The organism is Streptomyces sp. NPDC020898 (genome assembly GCF_044333925.1).
Classification (GTDB): domain Bacteria; phylum Actinomycetota; class Actinomycetes; order Streptomycetales; family Streptomycetaceae; genus Streptomyces.
On the sequence record NZ_JBIRRV010000004.1, the window covers coordinates 209,640 to 229,731 of the forward strand.

The following is a 20,092-nucleotide window of genomic DNA, read 5'->3' on the forward strand; positions in this document are numbered from 1 at the left end:
ACCGCGCCGAGCGCTCATGGACCCGTCGCCGCACCCTCTGAGCCAGTTCGTACTGAAGATGCACAGCCGCTGTGATCTCGCCTGTGATCACTGCTATGTGTTCGAACATGCGGACCAGAGTTGGCGTGGCCGTCCCAAGGTGATCTCCGGTGAGATCCTGGACCTCACCGCCCAACGCATCGCCGAGCACGCCCGCGCCCATCGGCTCGACACCGTTCACGTCGTCCTGCACGGCGGGGAGCCCCTCCTCGCCGGCCGGGCGAGACTGCGCCGGGCGGCGGAGAACTTACAGACCGCCCTTTCCGGTGTCTGCGCCCTCGATCTGCGCATTCACACCAACGGCGTCACCCTCGACGAGAAGTTCTGCGACCTGTTCGCGGAGTTCGACATCAAGGTCAGCGTCTCGCTCGACGGCGGACGCGCCGCCAACGACCTGCACCGCCGCTATCGCGACGGCCGCAGCAGCCACGATCAGGTGCTGCGCGCGATCGGCCTGCTGAGCCGGCCCCGCTACCTCCACCTCTTCGCCGGCCTGCTCTGCACGGTCGATCTGCGCAACGATCCCGTCGCCGTCTACGACTCCCTGGCCGAGCTCGCGCCGCCGCGCATCGACTTCCTCATCCCCCACGCCACCTGGGACGAGCCACCGGCACGCCCCGTCGGCAGCATGTCCTACGGCGACTGGCTGCTGACCGTCCATGACCGCTGGACCGCGACGGGCCGGCCCATGGGAGTACGGGTGCTCGACTCCGTGCTGCGCACCCTGCGCGGGGCGGACAGTCTCACCGAGTCCCTCGGACTGGCCCCGGTGGAGCTGGCGGTCATCGAGACCGACGGCTCGCTCGAACAGGCGGACTCGCTGAAGACGGCGTACGACGGAGCACCCGGCACCGGCATGAACGTCACCGCCGACTCGCTGGACGCGATGGCCGCGCACCCCGGCATCGTGGCCCGGCAGCTGGGGCTGGACGGACTGTGCGACACCTGCCGCACCTGTGAGGTCGTCCAGTCGTGCGGCGGCGGGCTGTACGCGCACCGCTACCGCTCCGGGAGCGGTGCCGGCGGATTCATGAACCCGTCCGTGTACTGCGCCGACCTGAAACAGCTCATCACCGGGATCCGTGACAGGGAGGCCCGCAGGATGCCCGTTCCCCAACTCCCCCTGGACGACGCGCACTTCAGTGAACTCGCCGCCGGCTTCGGTGGCGCCGACGCCGTGGAGGCGCTGGCCCGGCACGAGCTGACCGTCAACCGCGAACTCCTCGGCGCCGTCTGGCACAACAGCCGGCACGACGCGACCGGTACGGCGGCCTGGGAGACCCTGGCGGTCCTCGACGCCGAGGCGCCCGAGTCGGTGGACGCGGTGCTGGCCCACCCCTACCTGCGGCCCTGGGCGCAGCGGGTCCTGACCGGCGACGCGGAGGCCGGTCCGCTCGCGATGCGCGGGGTGGCGGAACTCGCCGCGGCCGCGCTGCTCCGGTCCGGGCGGGGGGGCACGGTCACCGTGCCGACCGGCTCCGGGGTGCTGCGGCTGCCGACGCTGGGCGCCCTGGTGGTGGGCGAGGCGGGCGAGGCGCGGGTCACCGCGAGTGGGGACGAGGGCTTCGGTGTCCGGGTCTCGGGGCGGGAGCACCTCGTGGGCCGCAAGGCCGGTTCGGATCCGGCGTGGCTGGCCCGGCACCGGTTCGAACTGTCCGGCTGGGCCGTCGCCCTGGAGGACACCGACCCCTGGCGGGACGCCCACGGGTATCCCGTACGGGCCCGGCTGTCCGCCGCGGCGGCCGAGGACTGGCGGAGCGATCTCGCCGCCGCGTGGGAGTGGATCCGACGCGAACTGCCCGCGTACGCGCCGGGCCTCGCCGCGGGGCTGAGTGTCGTCACCCCCCTGCGTGAGGCCGCCACGGGCGCGGACATCAGCTCGGCGGCGCGGGACGCCTTCGGCGCGGTCGCCGTCGCGCGGCCCGGGGAGCCCCGGACTCTGGCATGTCTGCTGGTGCACGAGTTCCAGCACGTCAAGCTGGGCGCCGTACTCGATCTGACGGATCTTTACGACCCCGGCTGCGAGCGGCTGTTCTACGCGCCCTGGCGTCCGGATCCGCGGCCGCTGGAGGGGCTGCTGCAGGGGACGTACGCACACATCGCCGTGGTGGACTACTGGCGCGCGCGGTGGCGGACCGCGGCAGACGGCGCCGAGGCGCGTGCCGCCGAGGTGCGGTTCGCCCGGTGGCGCGAGCAGACCGTGGCGGCGGCCGGGACGCTGGCCGGCTCCGGGGCCCTGACGGCGCTGGGGGAGCGGTTCGTGACGGCCATGGAGGAGACCCTGTCGGCACGCCTGACGGATCCGGTGAGCGCCGACGCCCTGGCCGAGGCCCGCAGGACGGCGGCGGACCACAGGGTGCGGGCCACGCCGTAGGCACAAGCACTTCCGCCGTCAACTTCGCTGCGCTGTTCCGCAGTTGAGGCTCACGTTCCTACACTGAGTCGTCATCGGCGGCGTATCGGGGGGTCTTCGTGCGGGTGGACGCGGAAAACCCCAGGAACGGGCGACCGTACTTCTTCCTCAGTTACGCGCACACGCCACGGAACGACTCCGAGGTCGCCGGTCCCAACGCATGGGTGAAAAAGCTCTACGACGGGCTGTGTGCGCACATTCTGGAGATGACGTCGTTACCGGTGGGCGCGAAGGCCGGTTTTCTGGACCAGGGAATGGCGCTGGGGACGCGGTGGACGGACGAGTTGTCGGAGAATCTGGCGCGCTGCCAGGTGTTCGTGCCGCTGTACTCGCCCCGGTACTTCATCAGCGACCAGTGCGGACGTGAGTGGTGGGCGTTCTCCCAGCGGGAGATCTACCGCCGGGCCCTGCGCGGGGAGTCACGCGAGAGCGCCATCGTCCCGGCGTTATGGGTGCCCGTCGAACTCGCCCAACTGCCCCAGGTGGCGAAGGACCTGCAGTTCCACCACGCGGACTTCGGGGACGACTACTCGACGGAGGGTTTCTACGGACTGACCAAGCTCAGCTACCTCAACGAGCAGTACGAACGCGCCGTGTACCGGCTGGCCCAGCGGATCGTGCGCGCCAGCAGGGCCGTCGACCTGGAGGAAGGACAGGTCTTCCGGCAGTACGAGTCGCTGCCCAGCGCCTTCGGTGACGCCGCGCACCCTCCCGAGTTCGACGTCACGGTGATCGCCCCCTCCCGGTCGGACCTGCCCCTGGGCCGGATGCCCGACTACTACGGGGACACGCCGGCCGAGTGGAACCCGTACCACCCGGTGTCGACCCGCCCCATCGCGGAGCACGCCGCCGACCTCGTACGGGCCATGAACTACCAGGTCACCGTCAGCGACTTCGAGAACGATGCCGACCGCCTCCTCTCCACGGGCCCGCCCACCGCCCCCGTCCTGCTGCTGCTCGACCGGTGGGCCCTGTACTCCCCGCGCGTCGCCCAGCTCATGGCGCAACTGGGCGAGCAGCAGCGGCCCTGGATCAGCGTGATGGTCCCCCAGTACAAGGACGACGCGATCCCCCCGGACCGGGAGCGGCAACTGCAGGAACTCACCGACCGGGCCCTGGCCGCACGGCAGACCGTCGGCTCGGGTCATCGGTCGCACAGCGGTGGCATCCGCACGCTGGAAGCCTTCCAGGCCGAACTCCACAAGGCCGTACGACAGGCAGTGACCTACTACGAGGCCCACGCGAAGACCTACCCGCCGCCGGGGACGCCCACCGATCCTCCGTGGCTGCCCAGGCTGGGGAATCCCGTCTGAGCACGCCGCCGGGAGACCCGGCGGACACGGCACGAGGGAAGAGCAAGGCCGACACAGCGGAGGGTTCCATGACCGAGAACCGCAAGGGTTCAGTGATCACCTTCTACTCGTACAAGGGCGGGACCGGCCGGACCATGGCGCTCGCCAACGTGGCCTGGATCCTGGCCGCCAACGGGTATCGCGTGCTCGCCGTCGACTGGGACCTGGAGGCCCCGGGCCTGCACCGGTTCTTCCACCCGTTCCTCAAGCCCTCCTTACTGCGGGCCACCCCCGGCCTGATCAACCTGATCGACGACTACCGCCGCGAGGCACTGCGCGACCTCCCCGACCGCGAGCCGGACTGGCACCGCCGCTACGCCCGCGTCCGCCCCCATGCCATCTCCCTGGACTGGACCTTCCCGAAGCCGGGCAGCCTGGACTTCCTGTCGGCCGGCATGCAGCACCGCGACTACCCGATCGTCGGCAACATGGACTGGGACAGCTTCTACAGCAGCTACGGCGGCGGGCAGTTCTTCGACGCGATGCGCTCGGACATGGAGCGGTACTACGACTACACACTGATCGACAGCCGTACCGGCCACAGCGACCTGGCCGACATCTGCACCGTGCAGATGCCCAGCACCCTGGTGGTCTGCTACACCCTCAGCGACCAGAGCATCGACGGCGCCGCCGCGGTCGCCCAGGACATCGAGGAGCGCTACGGCGACAAGGGGATCCGCATCCTCCCGGTCGCCATGCGCATCGACGACGGCGAGAAGGACAAGGTCGACGCGGGACGGGCGCTGGCAAGGGAGCGCTTCGAAGGCCTGCCCAGCGGTCTGGACGCCGATGAACTCGACGCCTACTGGGGCGCGTTGGAGATCCCCTACCGCCCCTACTACGCCTACGAGGAGATCCTCGCCCCCTTCGGCGACCCGCCCAAGGTCGCCAGCTCCATGCTGACCGCCTGCGAACGGCTGACCTCCGTCGTCACCGCGGGCCGCGTGGCCTCCTTGCCGCCCTTCAACGAGGTCAAGCGCAACCAGTACGTCACGGCCTACACCCGCCGCCGCCCCCTGCCCCCGTCGAAGCTGCTGCTGCAGTACGTCTCCGAGGACCGGATGTGGGTGGACTGGCTGGAGTCGGTGCTGGGCGAGGCGCGGTTCGACGTGGTCTCCCAGGACGTGCGGGCGATGACGACCCTGGAGGTCGGCGGCGAGGCCGTCTCCAGCGGCTCGCACCGGGTGCTCGCCGTGGTCTCCCCCACCTTCCTCAGTTCCCGCACGGCCATGGCGGCCTGGGAGGCCACGGTGCACTTCGGCGGTTCGCAGAAGCACCAGCCGGTCGCCCTGCGGGTCGGTGACGTGCAGCAGATCCCGAACGCGAGCCGGGGCGGCACCATCGATCTCGCCCGGCTGGACGAGGAGACGGCGACGACCGCGCTGCTCACCGGTCTGGGCCGCCCCGGATCGCCCCAGACGACCGCCCGCCCGCCCGGCACACGCTTCCCGAACACCAGCACCAGTGTGTCCAACGTCCAGCCCCGCTACCCGTTCTTCACCGGCCGCTCGCCGCTCCTGGAGCAGGTGCGCAGCCAGTTCGTGGCAGCCGCCGCCGGACAGCGGCTGCCCCAGGTGCTGCACGGTCTCGGCGGCGTGGGAAAGACCCATCTGGCCCGTGAGTACGCCAACCGCTTCAAGGCCGACTACGACCTGGTGTGGTGGGTCGACGCCGAACAGCCCGACCTGGTCGCGCCCAAGCTCGCCGACCTCGGCCGGCGGCTCGACCCGAGCATCGGCGACGAGGTGTCCGAGGCCGTCGAGGCCGCGCTCCAGGCGCTCAGGGCGGCCCGCCCGTACAAGCGCTGGCTGCTGGTCTTCGACAACGTCGAGGACCTGGACCAGGTGATCAACCGCTTCAGCGAACTGACCGGCCCGATCCCGGACGATGTCTACGGCCATCTCCTCGTCACCACCCGCACCAAGCCGACCTCCACCCAGGTGCGGTCGCTGCAGGTCGAGGTCTTCACCCGGGAGGAGAGCGTCGAGCACCTGACCCGGCGGGTCCCGGGACTGAGCGAGGAGGACGCGGCCCTGGTCGCCGACGCGGTCGGCGACCTGCCCCTGGCGATCGAGGTCGCGGCGGGCTGGCTGGAGACGACCGCGACGCCCGTGGGCGAGTACATCGAGCAGCTGCGCGAGCAGAGCACCCGGGTGCTGTCGATGCCCGCCGCCGTCGACGCCGTGGAGTACCCGTCCTCCGTGGGCGCCACCTGGAACATCTCGATCACCCGGCTGCGCCATGAATCCCCCGCGGCGGCCCGGCTGCTCGAACTGTGCAGCTTCCTGTCCGCCGAGCCGATCTCCATGACCCTCGTCGGCAGCGACCCCATGATCAGGGCGCTGCTGCCCTACGACAAGGACCTGCGCGCCCGGTACATGCTCGGCAAGGTCACCCAGGCGCTGCGCAAGTTCGCGCTGGCCAAGGTCGACTCCACCGACAACACCATCCAGGTGCACCGGCTGGTCCAGGCCGCGGTGCGCGACAGCATGGCCCCGGACGTGGCCGAGGACACCGTCCACGAGGTGCACCGCATCCTCGCCGCCGTACGGCCGCCGGAGGGCGCGGTGGACAACCCCGCCGAGTGGCCGAAGTTCGAAGTGATCTGGCCGCACCTCGTCCCCTCCAACATCCGCGAGTGCGCGGAGGAGGAACCCCGGCAGCTGATGGTGGACCGGATGCGCTATCTGTGGAAGCGCGGCGAACTGCATGTCGCCCGCACCCTGGGCACGCAGCTCAACGAGTTCTGGAGCACCGAGTTCCCGGACTCCAACGACGAGCAGATCCTCAACCTCCGTTTCGAGCTGGCCAACATCCTGCGCTCCCAGGGCGAGTACCAGGCCGCCCGCAAGATGGACGAGGACACCCTGACCTCACAACGCCGGCTCCTCGGCGAGGACCATCCCTCCCTGCTCATCACCTCCGGCAGTGTGGCCGCCGACCTGCGGGCGCTCGGCCGCTTCAACGAGGCTCTGCAGTTGGACCAGCGGATCTACAGCGGATTCCGCGGGATCCTCGGCGAGGACGACTCCCGGACCCTGCGCTCCGCCAACAACCTCGCCATCGACCACCGCCTCACCGGGGACAGCGAGGCCGCCCTGCGACTCGACGAGGACACCGTGCGCCGCCGCACCGCGCTGGACGGCCCCCGGCACCCGTACACCCTCACCACCCGCAGCCACTACGCCCGCGACCTGAGGGAGCTCGGCGCGTACGACGACTCGGTGGAGATCCTGCGCGAGGTCAGGGACAACTTCGGGCAGGTGCTCAACCCGTACGTTCCGGAGGTGCTGCGGGTCGACAAGAGCCTCGCCGTGTCCCTGCGCAGGGCCGGCCGGCTCGAGGAGGCGCTGCGGCTGAGCGAGCAGACCTGGGAGACCCACACCCGCTACCGCGACCGGTACGGCCGCTCCATTCCCGAGGAACTGGCCTGCGGACTCAATCTCGCCGCCGACTACTTCGCCACCGACCCCGAGCAGGGGGCCCGGCGGGCGGTGCAGCAGATCGCGGAGGTGCAGGCGGGCTACCGGAACTCCTTCGGTCCCGAACACCCGTTCACCATGTTCTGCCTCAACAACCTGGCGACCTACCACCGGGCCCTCGGCGAGCCGGAGAAGGCCGCGGAACTGGCCGAACAGGCCCACGCCGGTCTCGCGGCGACCCTCGGCGACGAACACCCGTCCACCCTCAGCACGCGGACCACCCTCGCCAACGCCCTGGCCGACCTCGGACGCCTGGAAGAGGCCGAGCGCTGGGAGCGGCCGGCCGTGACCGGCCTGCGGGGGCGGCTCGGCCCCACCCATCCCGACACCCTGAGCAGCATGGCCAACCTCGCGATCACCCTCCGCGAGCTGGGCCGGGACAAGGAGGCCACCCAGCTCCACCAGGAGGCGGAGACCGGGCTGCTCCAACGTCTGGTCGAGACGCATCCCCTGAGCGCGGCGGTGGTCGGGTGGCTGCGGATCGACCGGGATCTGGAGCCGCAGCAGGTGTGAGCGGGCGCGTGGTGCTCATCCGTCGCGGTCATCCGTCGTGCTCATCCGTCGTGCCGGGAGGCCCATCCGATGATGCGGGTCATCACGCGCAGCGCTCCGAAGTGGGCGGCATGGCGTTCGACCTCGACGCGGGCGCCGGGGATGTTGCGGCCGAGCCAGCGGGTGTGTTCCACCGGGGCGAAGATGTCCTCCTCGCCGTGCCAGAGGAAGACGGGGGCGGTGATGCCCGACGGCTCGAAGCCCCAGCCGGTGCTGAACGCCATGACGTCGTCCACCCAGCCGTCGGCGGAACTGCGCAGCCCCTCGGCGAAGTTGCGCTCCAGCATGGCCCGGATACCGGCGTCCGCGATGATCCAGCGGTCGGACTCGGGCAGCCCGCTGCGCATCTCGGCGATGGAGGCCGCCGGATCGGCGCGGATGGTCAGCGTGCGCCGCCCCAAGGTGGCGGTGAGCCGGTGCCGTCCCGCGGCCGCGTTGACGTACGCGTGGACGTTGGCCTCGGTCATACCGGCGAACCAGTCGAGGTCGGCGGCGTCCGGAGGGGCGAGCCCGACCAGTGAGCCGACCCGTGCCGTGCGCTCCGGAAGCAGCGCCGCGCAGGCGAGCGCGTGCGGAGCGCCGCCCGAGCGGCCCACCACCCCGAACGTGCCGAGTCCGAGGGCGTCGGCGATCAGGCGGACGTCCTCGGCCGCCGCGCTCACCGAACGGCCCGGGCTGCGGTCCGAACCTCCGTATCCCGGCCGGTCGAACGTGATCAGCCGGACCCTCATGCGGTAGAGAAGCGACGGCCGCGGCGCGGGTCCGAGTCTGCTGCCGGGGGTGCCGTGCAGCAGAAACACCGGACGGCCCTGCGGATCACCCCGTTCCTCGACCGACAGCCGCCGCCCGTCCCCCGCCCGTACCGTCCATGCCATGGTCAGTCCCCCCGTGGCCCGACGTCACGCCGACTTCCCGTCCGGTCAGTATGCAGACCGGAATCTCCCCAGTCATGACGTCGGCGGAAAGGGCGTCGGGTGGGAAGGGCGTCCGGCTGAAAAGGGTCTAGGGCCGGAAGGGCGTCACACCGCCATCAGCGGCGCGTCCTTCCGCCACTTGAGGATCTTGTCGAAGCTGACCACCGCACCGCCCCGGCCCGGCTTGTTGCCGATGGTGACGTGATCGGCGAGTTCCTCGATCAGGGACAGACCGCGGCCGTGCTCCGCGTCGTACGGCACGGCGGCGACGGGTACCGGTCGGCGCGGGGCCTCCTGGACGGCGAGGACTCCTCGCTCCCCCCGGACCGCCGGGAAACCGGGGCCCGAGTCCGCGACCTCGATGCGGCACTTCTCCCCGTCGAGGTACGCGGTGACGCGATAGGCCCCGAGGGAGTCGCCGTGCGCGGTGCCCCCGCCGTGCTCGACGGCGTTCGCGCACGCCTCGGTGAGCGCGACGGAGAGGTCGTAGGAGATGTCCGGGTCGACGCCCGCCGTCTCCATGGTGCCCAGCAGCAGGCGCCTGGCGAGCGGAACGCTCGCAGCCTCGCGCCGCAGATGGAGTGACCACCAGATGCTCATGCTCCAGCCTCCAGGCCGCGGCTCGACATACCTGTACGTATTGCCGCGAGTGGCGGTGTGTAAGCACGCTATTGACGTGATGCCGCCCATACGGGGGATGTAGCGAGGGCTGCAATCGGTGTATGTAGGGCGTCAGGTGGCAATACCGATCTTCCGTTTGTGCCTGTCTTTATCTGTCTTCATCTGTTTTTGCCCGGCGGTACCCGGCCGTACGCCACCTTGTGGACCTGCCCTGTGTGCGCGGTGGGGCCAGTGCGATGATGACCCCGCCATGACTGCCCGCCGCCGGCGCACAGCGCACTCCGGGAACGCCTCCGGAAGCGATCTGCGGATACTGAGGGCCGCGGTGTTCGCCGCGGTCTGTGTCGTGCTGGCCGGGGCCGGTCACACGCTCGCCTCCTGCGCCTCGGTTCCGCTGTGGACGCTGGGCGCCGGTTTCCTCGGGGTCCTCGCGTGCGCGGCGCCGCTCGCCGGACGGCAACGCTCGCTCCCGGGCATAGCCGCCCTGCTGGCCGCCGGCCAGACCGTCCTGCACACGCTCTTCGGACTGGGCCAGCATTCGACGTCGCCGGTGGCCTCCACCGCCGCCGCGACGGACACCGACCTGGTCGCCCGCGCCGCCCGCCTGCTGTGCGGCGCCCCGCTCGCGGCGATCAGCCCGGCCCGGGCCCAGCAGATGCTCGCCGACGCGCGGATCGGTACGGGTACGGACCTGGCGTCCGGACACCACGCGGCGGACGCCGTCGCCTCCGCCGGGTCCGCCACCTCCGTACTGCCGTCCCTCCTGCCGTCCCTGCCCATGCTGCTCGGTCACGTCCTCGCGGCCGTCGCCACCGGCTGGCTGCTGCGCCACGGCGATCTGGCCCTGCTGCGGCTCCTGCGGCTGTCGGCACACGGGGTGGCCGAGGGGGCGCTCGTACGATCCCTGCGCGGGGCGCTCGCTCTGGCGCGCGCACTCCGTACGGGCCTTCCGGGTACGCCCGGTACCGCACCGTGTGCCCCGCGCGCGTGGACCCTCGTACCGATCGGGCCGCCCGCCACCGCGCTCCAGCACACGGTGATCCGGCGCGGCCCGCCCGCCGACGCTCCCGTGCTCGCCGCCTGACACGACGCGACCGCTCCCCGGACACCGGAAGGAGACGCCGCCGTCGTGCGGCACGCGCGCGTGTGCCGGTGTTCCCCACGGCTCGCTCTGGCCGCTCCAGACGCTCCCGTGGGCACCGCTTCGCACCCGCGCCCCTCTTCCTCACCGGATCGTCACTCGAAGTGGAGCTCTCTCACGTCATGAAGGTTTCCCGTATCGCCGCCGCCGGCGCCCTCGCCGGTGCCACCGTCCTCGCCCTGTCCGGCCCCGCCTTCGCGCACGTCAGCGTGTCGGCGGAGGGCACCGCCGCCAAGGGCGGTTACGCGACCGTCAACTTCAAGGTGCCGAACGAGCGCGACAACGCCTCGACGACCAAGCTCGAGGTCAGCTTCCCGACCGACCACCCGCTCGCCTCGGTGATGCCGGAGCCGATCGACGGCTGGACCATCAAGGTCACCAGCTCCAAGCTGGACAAGCCCGTCGAGCTGCACGGCGAGAAGATCTCCGAGGCCGTCTCCAAGGTCACCTGGACCGCCGACGACGGGAAGGGCATCCAGGCCGGCTTCTTCCAGAAGTTCCCGCTCTCCATCGGCCAGCTGCCCGAGGACACCGACGAACTCGTCTTCAAGGCGCTCCAGACGTACTCCAACAAGGAGGTCGTCCGCTGGATCGAGGTCCCGGAGGCGGGCGCCGAGGAGCCTGACAACCCCGCTCCGATGCTGGCGCTGTCCGCCGCCACCGAGGACCACCACGGCGGCTCCTCGACCGCCGAGGAGTCCGCGGCGGCCTCCGCCGAGCCCGCCGCGAAGACCACGACCACCGCCGCCGAGCCCGCCGACACCAGCGACACCACCGCGCGCGTGCTGGGCGTCGTGGGCATCGTCGTCGGGGTCGCGGGCGTGGCGTTCGGCGTACTGGCCGGCCGTCGCCGCACCACCGCCTGACACCCGTTCACCTTCCGGTGCGCGCCGGGGGCGGGCGGTTGTCCCGCACGCCCCCTGTGTCCCGTACACCCTCGGGTGCGCACCGGACCTCCCACGAACAACACCTTCGGGAAACCTCTCTTATGCGCAAGAAGCTGTTCGCCGCGTCCGCCCTGCTCGTCGCGGCCACCCTGACCCTCTCCGCCTGCGCCAGTGGCGATGATTCCGGCCAGTCCGTCGCCGACGTCTCCGTCGAGACCGGCACGGACAAGGCGGCCACGATCCTCGACCAGCCGTTCGAGAAGCCCGACCTCGTCCTCACCGACACCCAGGGCAAGCAGTACGACCTCCGCAAGGAGACCAAGGGCCGGCCCACGCTCGTCTACTTCGGCTACACCAACTGCCCCGACGTCTGCCCGCTGACGATGAGCAACATCGCCGTCGCCAAGAAGCAGCTGTCCGAGGCCGACCAGGACAAGCTCCGCATCGTGTTCGTCACCACCGACCCGAAGCGGGACACCCCAGCCGAGCTCGGCAAGTGGCTCAAGGGCATCGACCCCCAGGTGGTCGGCCTGACCGGCGACTTCGCCACCATCCAGGCCGGCGCCCGCACCCTCGGCATCTCCATCGAGCCGACGTCCAAGGACAAGAACGGCAAGACGATCTCGATGCACGGCACCCAGGTCATCGCGTTCTCCCCGAAGACCGACGGCGGCTATGTCCTGTACGGCGAGGACGCCACCGTCGACGACTACACCAAGGACCTCCCCAAGATCATCAAGGGGCAGAACCCGTGAGGCCCGTAAAGCTCCCGAGGCCCGCAAGGCCCGTGCGGCATCTCGCCCTCGCGACGGCCACGGTCCTCGCCGGAGCGCTCGCCCTTGCCGGGTGCGGGAGTTCGGGCTCAGGGTCCGACGACGCCGCCGGCACCGGACTGTCCGTCGGCTCGGCCTACATGCCCCAGCCGGTCTCGGACTCCATGGCCGCGGGCTTCCTCGTCATCACCAACAACGGCGGCGCCGGTGACGCGCTCACCCGCGTCACCAGTGACATCGCGGGCCAGGTCACCGTGCACAGGACCGTCGGGCAGACCATGGAGGAGGCCTCGCGCCTCGACATCCCCGCCCACGGCGAACTCGTCCTCCAGAGCGGCGGAAACCATCTGATGTTCGAACAGCTCAAGCGCAAGCCGCGCGAGGGCGAGAAGGTCACCGTCGAACTGCGCTTTGCCAAAGCCTCGCCGATCACCGTCGATGTGCCGGTGAAGTCCCCGACGTACAACCCGAAGACCGGACACTGAGACCGAGGGAGGGATCACCGTGACACAGACCATCGCCCCCCGCGTACGGCCCCTGGTGCTGCTGTTCCTCGCGGTCGTCGGCGCGCTGCTCGCCGGCCTGGCCGGCGCCGCGCCGGTCTCCGCACACGCCGCACTGATCGGCAGCGCACCGCAGCAGGGAGCGGTGGCCGACAAGGCACCGGCCCGGGTGACGCTGACCTTCTCCGAGCAGATCGCGCTGTCCGACGGCGCGATCCGCGTGCTCGACCCCAAGGGCAAGCGCGTCGACACCGGCAAGGCCACCGAGGTGAGCGGCACGACCTACGCCGTCCCGCTCCACTCCGGCCTGCCCGACGGCACGTTCACCGTCGCCTACCAGGTCGTCTCGGCGGACAGCCACCCCGTCGCCGGCGCCTTCACCTTCTCCATCGGCGCCCCCTCCGTCACCTCCGTCAAGGTCTCCGACGAGTCGGCGGGCGGCGGAGTCGTCGGCGCCCTCTACGGCTTCGGGCGGTACGTCTCGTACGCCGGCTTCATCGTCATGGTCGGTGGCGCCGCCTTCGTCCTCGCCTGCTGGCAGCGCGGGGCCGGCGTACGGGCACTCCAGCGGTTCGTCGCCGCCGGGTGGCTCGCGATGACCGCGGCCACGCTCGCGCTGCTGCTGATGCGCGGCTCGTACACCGGCTCCGGCAAGGTCGGCGACATCTTCGACCTCGGCCTGCTCTCAGACGTCCTCCAGACCAAGACGGGCGCGGCCCTCGTCTCCCGGCTGCTGCTGCTCGCGGCCGCCGCGCTGTTCATCGCGGTCCTCTTCGGGGCGTACGCCCGGCCCGAGGACGAGGCCGACAAGGACGCTGCCGCGGACTCGGACGAAGGGGCCGAGGGGGCCGACGAGTCCGAGGACGGCTACTCCGCGAAGCGGGACCTCACCTTCGGGCTCGCGATCGGCGGCGGTGTCGTGGCGATCGGGCTGGCCGCCACCTGGGCGCTGGCCGAACACGCCTCGACCGGCCTCCAGGCCGGCATCGCGATGCCCGTCGACGTGGTCCACCTGCTGGCCGTCGCCCTCTGGCTCGGCGGCCTCTGCGCACTCCTGGTCGCCCTGTTCCGGGCGCCCGCGGACGCCCCGATCGAGGGTTCGGCCGTACGCCGCTTCTCCCAGGTCGCCTTCGGCAGCGTGCTGGCGCTGGTCGCGACCGGCATCTACCAGTCGTGGCGCCAGGTCGGCTCCTGGTCGGCGTTCACCGGCACCTCGTACGGCCAGTTGCTGCTCGTCAAGATCGGCCTGGTGGTCGTCCTCGTCGGCATCGCCTACATCTCGCGCCGCTGGACCGCACAGCTGCCGGAGACCGCGGCCACCGTGGCGGCGGAGCATACGGAGGACCTGGCCGCCGACGCCGAGAAGGAACCGGTCGCCGCCGGGGCCGCCGGGGGCGGGGACGCCAAGCGGACCGCCCAGCTCGCGCGGCAGCGCGCGGCCGTCGACACCGCACGGCTGAAGCGGCTGCGCAACGCCGACCCGCTGCGCTCGGGGCTGCGCCGCTCGGTGCTCGCCGAGGCGGGCATCGCCGTCGTGCTGCTGGCCGTCACCACGGCGCTGACGTCCACCGAACCGGGCCGCACGGAGGAGGAGGCCAAGGCCGCCACCTCGGCGTCGTCGTCCTCCTCTTCCTCCGATTCCTCGTCGGACGCGACGGGCGCGCTGACCCTGGACATGCCCTTCGACACCGGCGGCCAGGACGGCAAGGGCGTCGTCCGGGTCGACATCAGCCCCGCCCAGGTCGGCGGCAACGTCATGCACGTGTACGTGGACCGGCCCAACGGCAGGGCGTTCGACGTGCCCGAGGTGAAGGTCGCCTTCACCCTCACCGCCAAGAAGATCGGGCCGCTGCCCGTGACCCCGGACCACCTCGCCACCGGACACTGGACGGCGAACGGACTCCAGATCCCCATGGCCGGCAACTGGAACATCGCCGTGACCGTGCGGACCTCCGACATCGACCAAGTAACCGTCGACAAGAACGCGCAGATCGGCTGAACCGCACCATGTCTGACCAGTCCACCAAGGAAAGCAACAGCAACAAGGACAGCGCCGAGGCAGGGGCCGCGGGAAAGGCCCCGCAGGGCTTCTCGCGTCGCCGGCTGCTCGGTACCGCCGGTGCCACCGGGCTCGCGCTCGGGGCTGCGGGCGGGGCCACCGGCTATGCCGTCGGCTCCTCCGACTCCTCCGGTTCCGAGTCCTCCGGCCGGTCCGTGGCGCTCACTTCGGTGGGCGCGGACATGGCAATGTTTCACGGGAAACATCAGCCGGGGATCACCGAAGGCCTCCAGGCCCGCGGCCACCTCGTCGCCTTCGACCTGGCGGCGGGCGCGGGCCGCAAGGAGGCCGCCGCGCTGCTGCGCCGCTGGTCCGACACCGCCCAGCGGCTCATGGCGGGCGAGGCCGCCGCGAACGACGACACGGACGTCGCCCGGGACGCGGGCCCGTCGTCCCTGACGGTCACCTTCGGCTTCGGGTACGGCTTCTTCGCCCGCACCGGGCTGGAGAAACAGCGCCCGGTCGCGCTCGACCCGCTGCCCGACTTCTCCTCCGACCACCTCGACAAGGCCCGCAGCAACGGCGATCTCTGGGTCCAGATCGGCGCCAACGACGCCCTGGTCGCCTTCCACGCGCTGCGCGCGATCCAGAAGGACGCGGGCAACGCGGCCCGCGTCCGCTGGCAGATGAACGGCTTCAACCGGTCGCCGGGTGCCACCGCCCACCCGATGACCGCCCGCAACCTGATGGGCCAGATCGACGGCACCCGCAACCCGAAGCCGTCCGAGGCCGACTTCGACCAGCGCATCTTCGTGCCCGCCTCCGGCGAACCAGCCTGGATGGCGAACGGCTCCTATGCCGTCGTACGCCGTATCCGCATGCTTCTCGACGACTGGGAACAGCTGTCGGTCAAGGACCAGGAGAACGTCGTCGGGCGGCGGAAAACGAACGGGGCACCGCTCTCCGGCGGCGGTGAGACGACCGCGATGGACCTGGAGAAGGTCGACGCCAACGGCGATCTGGTCGTCCCCATCAACGCCCACGCCCGGATCACCCGCCCCGACGAGAACGGGGGCGCGGCCGTCCTGCGGCGCCCGTTCTCCTTCCACGACGGGATCGGCACGGACGGGACGCCCGACGCCGGACTCCTGTTCGTCTGCTGGCAGGCCGACCCGCTGCGCGGTTTCGTCCCCGTCCAGCGCAAGCTCGACCGAGGGGACGCGCTGTCCACGTTCATCCGGCACGAGTCGAGCGGGCTGTACGCGGTACCGGGCGGGGCGGCCGAGGGAGAGTACGTGGGTCAGCGGCTGCTGGAGGGGTGAGGCGGACCGGGGATGCGTCCGGGGCCCGGTCTCACCCCTTGGGGCGGTGGGGGCGGGAAGCGTGCGCCGGCCTCCGCAAGGGCCATTAGGGTGAGGTCATGCCAGCCAGCTACGCCTATCTCGGCCCCGAGGGCACCTTCACCGAGGTCGCCCTGCGCACGCTTCCCGAGGCGGCCACCCGGGAACTGATCCCGATGGTGTCCGTGCCGGCCGCGCTCGACGCGGTGCGCAGCGGTGAGGCCGAGGCCGCGTTCGTCCCGATCGAGAACTCCGTCGAGGGCGGTATCACCACCACCCTCGACGAGCTGGTCGCCGGCACCCCGCTGATGATCTACCGCGAGGTGCTGCTGTCGATCACCTTCGCGCTGCTGGTCAGGCCGGGCACGAAGCTGTCGGAGATCAAGACGGTCACCGCCCATCCGGCCGCGCAGACCCAGGTCCGCAACTGGATGAAGATCAACCTCCCGGACGTGATCTGGGAGTCGTCCGCCTCGAACGCGGACGGTGCCCGGCTGGTGCAGGAGGGTCGCTACGACGCCGCCTTCGCGGGCGAGTTCGCCGCCGCCCGGTACGGCCTGGTCCCGCTGGAGACCGGCATCCACGACGCGGAGAACGCGCAGACACGGTTCGTCCTGGTGGGCAGACCCGCCCGGCCCGCGGCACCGACCGGCGCGGACAAGACGTCCGTCGTCATCTGGCAGCGCGACGACCACCCCGGCGGACTGCGCGATCTGCTGGGCGAGTTCGCCGTGCGGGGCGTCAACCTGATGCTGCTCCAGTCCCGGCCGACCGGGCAGGGCATCGGCAACTACTGCTTCGCCATTGACGCCGAGGGCCATATCTCCGACCGGAAGGTCGCCGAGGCCCTGATGGGGCTCAGGCGGATCTGTCTCCAGGTGCGGTACCTGGGGTCGTACCCGCGTGCGGACATCGGCGTGGAGGATGTCCGGGCACCGCTGCCGGGGACGTCCGACGAGGAGTTCGTGACGGCCGCGGACTGGGTGGCGCGCTGCCAGGACGGCCGCTTCTAACCAGGGGTGCCCGGTGTGGGCGGCCGGCAGGTGCCGGGCGGGCGCCAGGTGCCGGGCGGGCGCCAGGTGCCGGGTGGGCGGCCGGTCCTACCAGCAGATTTCCGTTATCCACAGAAGTTATCCACAGGCTGGCTTCTCGACCTGGGGACAAGTCGACAACGGTATGCCGGTCTGTCGACAAATCGGCCTGCGGACGCCGAGTTCGTCCACAACCGCACACACCACCCTTCGTCCACCCGTTTCCCTGGCGTAACCCGCGGGGGTTACGCATTTCCACCCGAAAGTGGGCGTGAAGGTGGTTTGCTTCGGGAATTGATCACCTCGTGGACACCTTTCGGAACGATCACTTCCGTAATCCACAGATCTTTCGCACAGCCTGTGGATAACTTTTCCAGGGTGTGGATTACCGGGCCCGGGACCACCCCCAAGTCCCGTTCTCCACAAGGGATTCGAGTCAACCGAGAGGCGGCTCCCTGACCCTTCCAGGGAGTCGCATCCTTCTCTTTGACGTGAGAGACATTTAGGGCAAATGGCCGGTTAAGCCATGTAAGGAAAGACCTAGTCGTGAGCGCCAATCCCACACCGGTAGCCTTGGAGGGTGATTGACCTTCGCCTGCTTCGTGAGGACCCCGACCGTGTGCGCGCTTCGCAACGCGCCCGTGGAGAGGACGTCGCGCTCGTCGACGCTCTCCTGTCCGCCGACGAGCGGCGCAGGTCGTCCGGCGTCCGTTTCGACGAGCTGCGTTCCGAGCAGAAGGCGCTCGGCAAGCTGATCCCCAAGGCCTCGGGCGACGAGAAGGCCGAGCTGCTGGCGAAGGCCGGGCAGCTCGCCGCCGGCGTCAAGGCGGCCGACGCCGAGCAGCACGAGGCGGACGAGGAGGCCAAGAAGCTTCTCCTCCAGCTCGGCAACGTGGTCCACCCGGACGTCCCGGTCGGCGGCGAGGAGGACTTCGTCGTCCTGGAGACGCACGGCACGATCCGCGACTTCGGCGCCGAGGGCTTCGAGCCCAAGGACCACCTGGAGCTGGGCGAGGCGCTGGGCGCCATCGACGTCGAGCGCGGCGCCAAGGTGTCCGGCTCGCGCTTCTACTACCTCACCGGCATCGGCGCGCTCCTTGAGCTCGCCCTCGTCAACGCGGCGATCGCGCAGGCCACCGAGGCCGGCTTCACGCCGATGCTGACCCCGGCGCTGGTCCGCCCGCGCGCGATGGAGGGCACCGGCTTCCTCGGCCAGGCCGCGGAGAACGTGTACCACCTGGAGAACGACGACCTCTACCTGGTCGGCACCTCCGAGGTCCCCCTCGCCGCTTACCACATGGACGAGATCCTCGACGCCGACAAGCTGCCGATGCGCTACGCCGGCTTCTCGCCGTGCTTCCGCCGCGAGGCCGGCACCTACGGCAAGGACACCCGCGGCATCTTCCGCGTGCACCAGTTCGACAAGGTCGAGATGTTCTCGTACGTCGACCCCGCGGACGCGGAGAACGAGCACCAGCGTCTCCTGGACTGGGAGAAGCAGTGGCTGACCGCCCTCGACCTGCCCTTCCAGGTCATCGACGTGGCCTCGGGCGACCTGGGCGCGTCCGCCTCGCGCAAGTTCGACTGTGAGGCGTGGATCCCGACCCAGGGCAAGTACCGCGAGCTGACCTCGGCCTCCAACTGCGACGGCTTCCAGGCGCGGCGCCTGTCCGTGCGGATGCGCGACACCCGCGACGGCAAGAGCAAGGTGCAGCCGCTCGCGACGCTGAACGGCACGCTGTGCGCCGTACCGCGCACGATCGTGGCGATCCTGGAGAACCACCAGCTGGCCGACGGCTCGGTGCGCGTCCCCGAGGTGCTGCGTCCGTACCTGGGCGGCCGGGAGCTGCTGGAGCCGGTCTCCAAGTGACCGACGCCGCCGGGTCGTTCCCGTACAAACTCGTCGCGACCGACCTCGACGGAACGCTCCTGCGCTCCGACGACTCGGTCTCGGCGCGCACCCGCGAGGCCCTCACCGCGACCGCCGCGGCGGGCGCCGCGCACATCGTCGTCACCGGCCGGGGGGTGCGCTGGACGCGCCACATACTCGACGAACTGGGCTACGAGGGACTCGCGGTCTGCGGCCAGGGCGCACAGGTGTACGACGTCGGGGCGCATCGCCTGCTGACGTCGATCACCCTGGACCGGCAGCTGGCCTCGCTGGCGCTGGCGAAGATCGAGGCGGAGGTCGGGCCACTGTTCCTGGCGGCGAGCCGGGCCGGCCTCGACGGCGAGGTGCTGGTCGGGCCGGGCTACGCGAGCATGGGCGCGCTGCCCTTCGTCCCGCTCACGGACCCGTCGGACCTCTGGTCCGAGCCGCTGGGCAAGATCTACATCCAGCATCCGACCCTGTCCTCCGACGAGCTCACCGAGGTCGCCGTGCGGACCGCGGGCGGCTTCGTGACGGTCGCCATGGCAGGCGAGGGGATCGTCGAACTTCTCCCCCTGGGCCTGTCCAAGGCGAAGGGCCTGTCGCTGGCGGCCCGCCGGCTGGGCCTGAAGTCCGCGGACACGATCGCCTTCGGCGACATGCCGAACGACATCCCGATGTTCGCCTGGGCGGCACGCGGGGTGGCGATGGCCAACGCCCACGCCGAACTGCGGGCGGTGGCGGACGAGGTGACGTCGTCGAACGACGAGGACGGCATCGCGGTGGTGCTGGAGCGGTTGCTGTCGTAGGCGGGGCCTGAGAGTTGGGGGCCTGAGAGTCGGAGGGCCTGGGGAGGGCGGCCCGCGCGAAGTGACTCGCGCGCTCGAATTGGCCGCCCCGGGCAGCTCCCCCAGCTGAGCGGCCCCCCGGAGGTAGTGACTGCTCCGGAGCCCGCCGCGGGCTGCCCTGAAGGGAGCCGTGCGGTACGCCGTGCACCGGCGTCGCTCGGCTCCGCTCCCAGACCCGACACCAGACACTGGATCCGCGACTCGGACAGATCCGGCGTACTGGACACAACTACTGTGCCTGTCCGCCAACTCGAACGCCACCCAATACTGCGCCTTCCCGGGGGATAACCCCCGGACCCCCAGCATAAAAGAGCAGGTCGGCAGCTG

14 protein-coding genes are annotated in these 20,092 nt (G+C 70.8%); 12 read left to right on the forward strand and 2 right to left on the reverse strand.

Translation table 11 applies throughout. The annotated features are described in order from the left end of the window. The first annotated feature begins 16 nt into the window (after nt 1–16). From ACH4TV_RS15390 to fxsT, 3 genes are all read left to right on the forward strand, one after another. On the forward strand, nt 17–2,413 hold the full coding sequence (locus tag ACH4TV_RS15390; RefSeq protein WP_398398137.1) for an FxsB family cyclophane-forming radical SAM/SPASM peptide maturase: 2,397 nt from the start codon (nt 17–19) through the stop codon (nt 2,411–2,413). A gap of 104 nt (nt 2,414–2,517) precedes the next feature. Then, nucleotides 2,518–3,765 (forward strand): TIR-like protein FxsC, encoded by a 1,248-nt coding sequence (locus ACH4TV_RS15395; RefSeq protein WP_398398139.1) that lies wholly within the window; start codon nt 2,518–2,520, stop codon nt 3,763–3,765. A 68-nt stretch (nt 3,766–3,833) separates the two neighbouring features. Beyond that, the gene (gene fxsT / locus ACH4TV_RS15400) at nt 3,834–7,799 is read left to right on the forward strand and encodes an FxSxx-COOH system tetratricopeptide repeat protein (RefSeq protein WP_398398141.1); all 3,966 of its coding nucleotides are present in this window, start codon (nt 3,834–3,836) and stop codon (nt 7,797–7,799) included. Between the two features lie 41 nt (nt 7,800–7,840). Here the strand turns inward: fxsT and ACH4TV_RS15405 are convergent, their stop codons facing one another. Together ACH4TV_RS15405 and ACH4TV_RS15410 are read right to left on the reverse strand one after the other, a co-directional pair. Then, complete coding sequence (locus tag ACH4TV_RS15405; protein WP_398398143.1) at nt 7,841–8,713, reverse strand: alpha/beta fold hydrolase; 873 nt, start codon at nt 8,711–8,713, stop codon at nt 7,841–7,843. Between the two features lie 144 nt (nt 8,714–8,857). Then, nucleotides 8,858–9,352, reverse strand: coding sequence for an ATP-binding protein (locus ACH4TV_RS15410; protein WP_398398145.1), 495 nt, complete (start codon nt 9,350–9,352; stop codon nt 8,858–8,860). A gap of 271 nt (nt 9,353–9,623) precedes the next feature. Between ACH4TV_RS15410 and ACH4TV_RS15415 the strand changes: the two genes are divergently transcribed. The 9 genes from ACH4TV_RS15415 to ACH4TV_RS15455 all read left to right on the forward strand — a co-directional run bounded on the left by ACH4TV_RS15415 (nt 9,624) and on the right by ACH4TV_RS15455 (nt 19,726). Then, nucleotides 9,624–10,457 carry a hypothetical protein gene (locus ACH4TV_RS15415; protein ID WP_398398147.1) on the forward strand — a complete coding sequence of 278 codons (834 nt, stop codon included), beginning with the start codon at nt 9,624–9,626 and terminating at the stop codon, nt 10,455–10,457. Nucleotides 10,458–10,636: 179 nt separating this feature from the next. Beyond that, on the forward strand, nt 10,637–11,380 hold the full coding sequence (locus ACH4TV_RS15420; protein ID WP_398398149.1) for a YcnI family protein: 744 nt from the start codon (nt 10,637–10,639) through the stop codon (nt 11,378–11,380). A 122-nt stretch (nt 11,381–11,502) separates the two neighbouring features. After that, nucleotides 11,503–12,156 (forward strand): SCO family protein, encoded by a 654-nt coding sequence (locus ACH4TV_RS15425; protein ID WP_398398151.1) that lies wholly within the window; start codon nt 11,503–11,505, stop codon nt 12,154–12,156. 32 nt (nt 12,157–12,188) lie between these two features. Continuing rightward, nucleotides 12,189–12,659, forward strand: coding sequence for a copper chaperone PCu(A)C (locus tag ACH4TV_RS15430; RefSeq protein ID WP_398398153.1), 471 nt, complete (start codon nt 12,189–12,191; stop codon nt 12,657–12,659). A 19-nt stretch (nt 12,660–12,678) separates the two neighbouring features. Further along, complete coding sequence (locus ACH4TV_RS15435; protein WP_398398155.1) at nt 12,679–14,676, forward strand: copper resistance CopC/CopD family protein; 1,998 nt, start codon at nt 12,679–12,681, stop codon at nt 14,674–14,676. An 8-nt stretch (nt 14,677–14,684) separates the two neighbouring features. Then, complete coding sequence (gene efeB / locus ACH4TV_RS15440; protein WP_398398157.1) at nt 14,685–15,998, forward strand: iron uptake transporter deferrochelatase/peroxidase subunit; 1,314 nt, start codon at nt 14,685–14,687, stop codon at nt 15,996–15,998. 98 nt (nt 15,999–16,096) lie between these two features. Further along, complete coding sequence (gene pheA / locus ACH4TV_RS15445; RefSeq protein WP_398398160.1) at nt 16,097–17,029, forward strand: prephenate dehydratase; 933 nt, start codon at nt 16,097–16,099, stop codon at nt 17,027–17,029. A 598-nt stretch (nt 17,030–17,627) separates the two neighbouring features. Next, a complete protein-coding gene (serS, locus tag ACH4TV_RS15450) occupies nt 17,628–18,917 on the forward strand; it encodes a serine--tRNA ligase (protein ID WP_398398162.1) in 1,290 nt (429 codons plus the stop codon). Continuing rightward, on the forward strand, nt 18,914–19,726 hold the full coding sequence (locus ACH4TV_RS15455; RefSeq protein ID WP_398398163.1) for an HAD family hydrolase: 813 nt from the start codon (nt 18,914–18,916) through the stop codon (nt 19,724–19,726). The genes serS and ACH4TV_RS15455 overlap by 4 nt, the downstream gene beginning before the upstream one ends. Nucleotides 19,727–20,092: the final 366 nt, after the last annotated feature.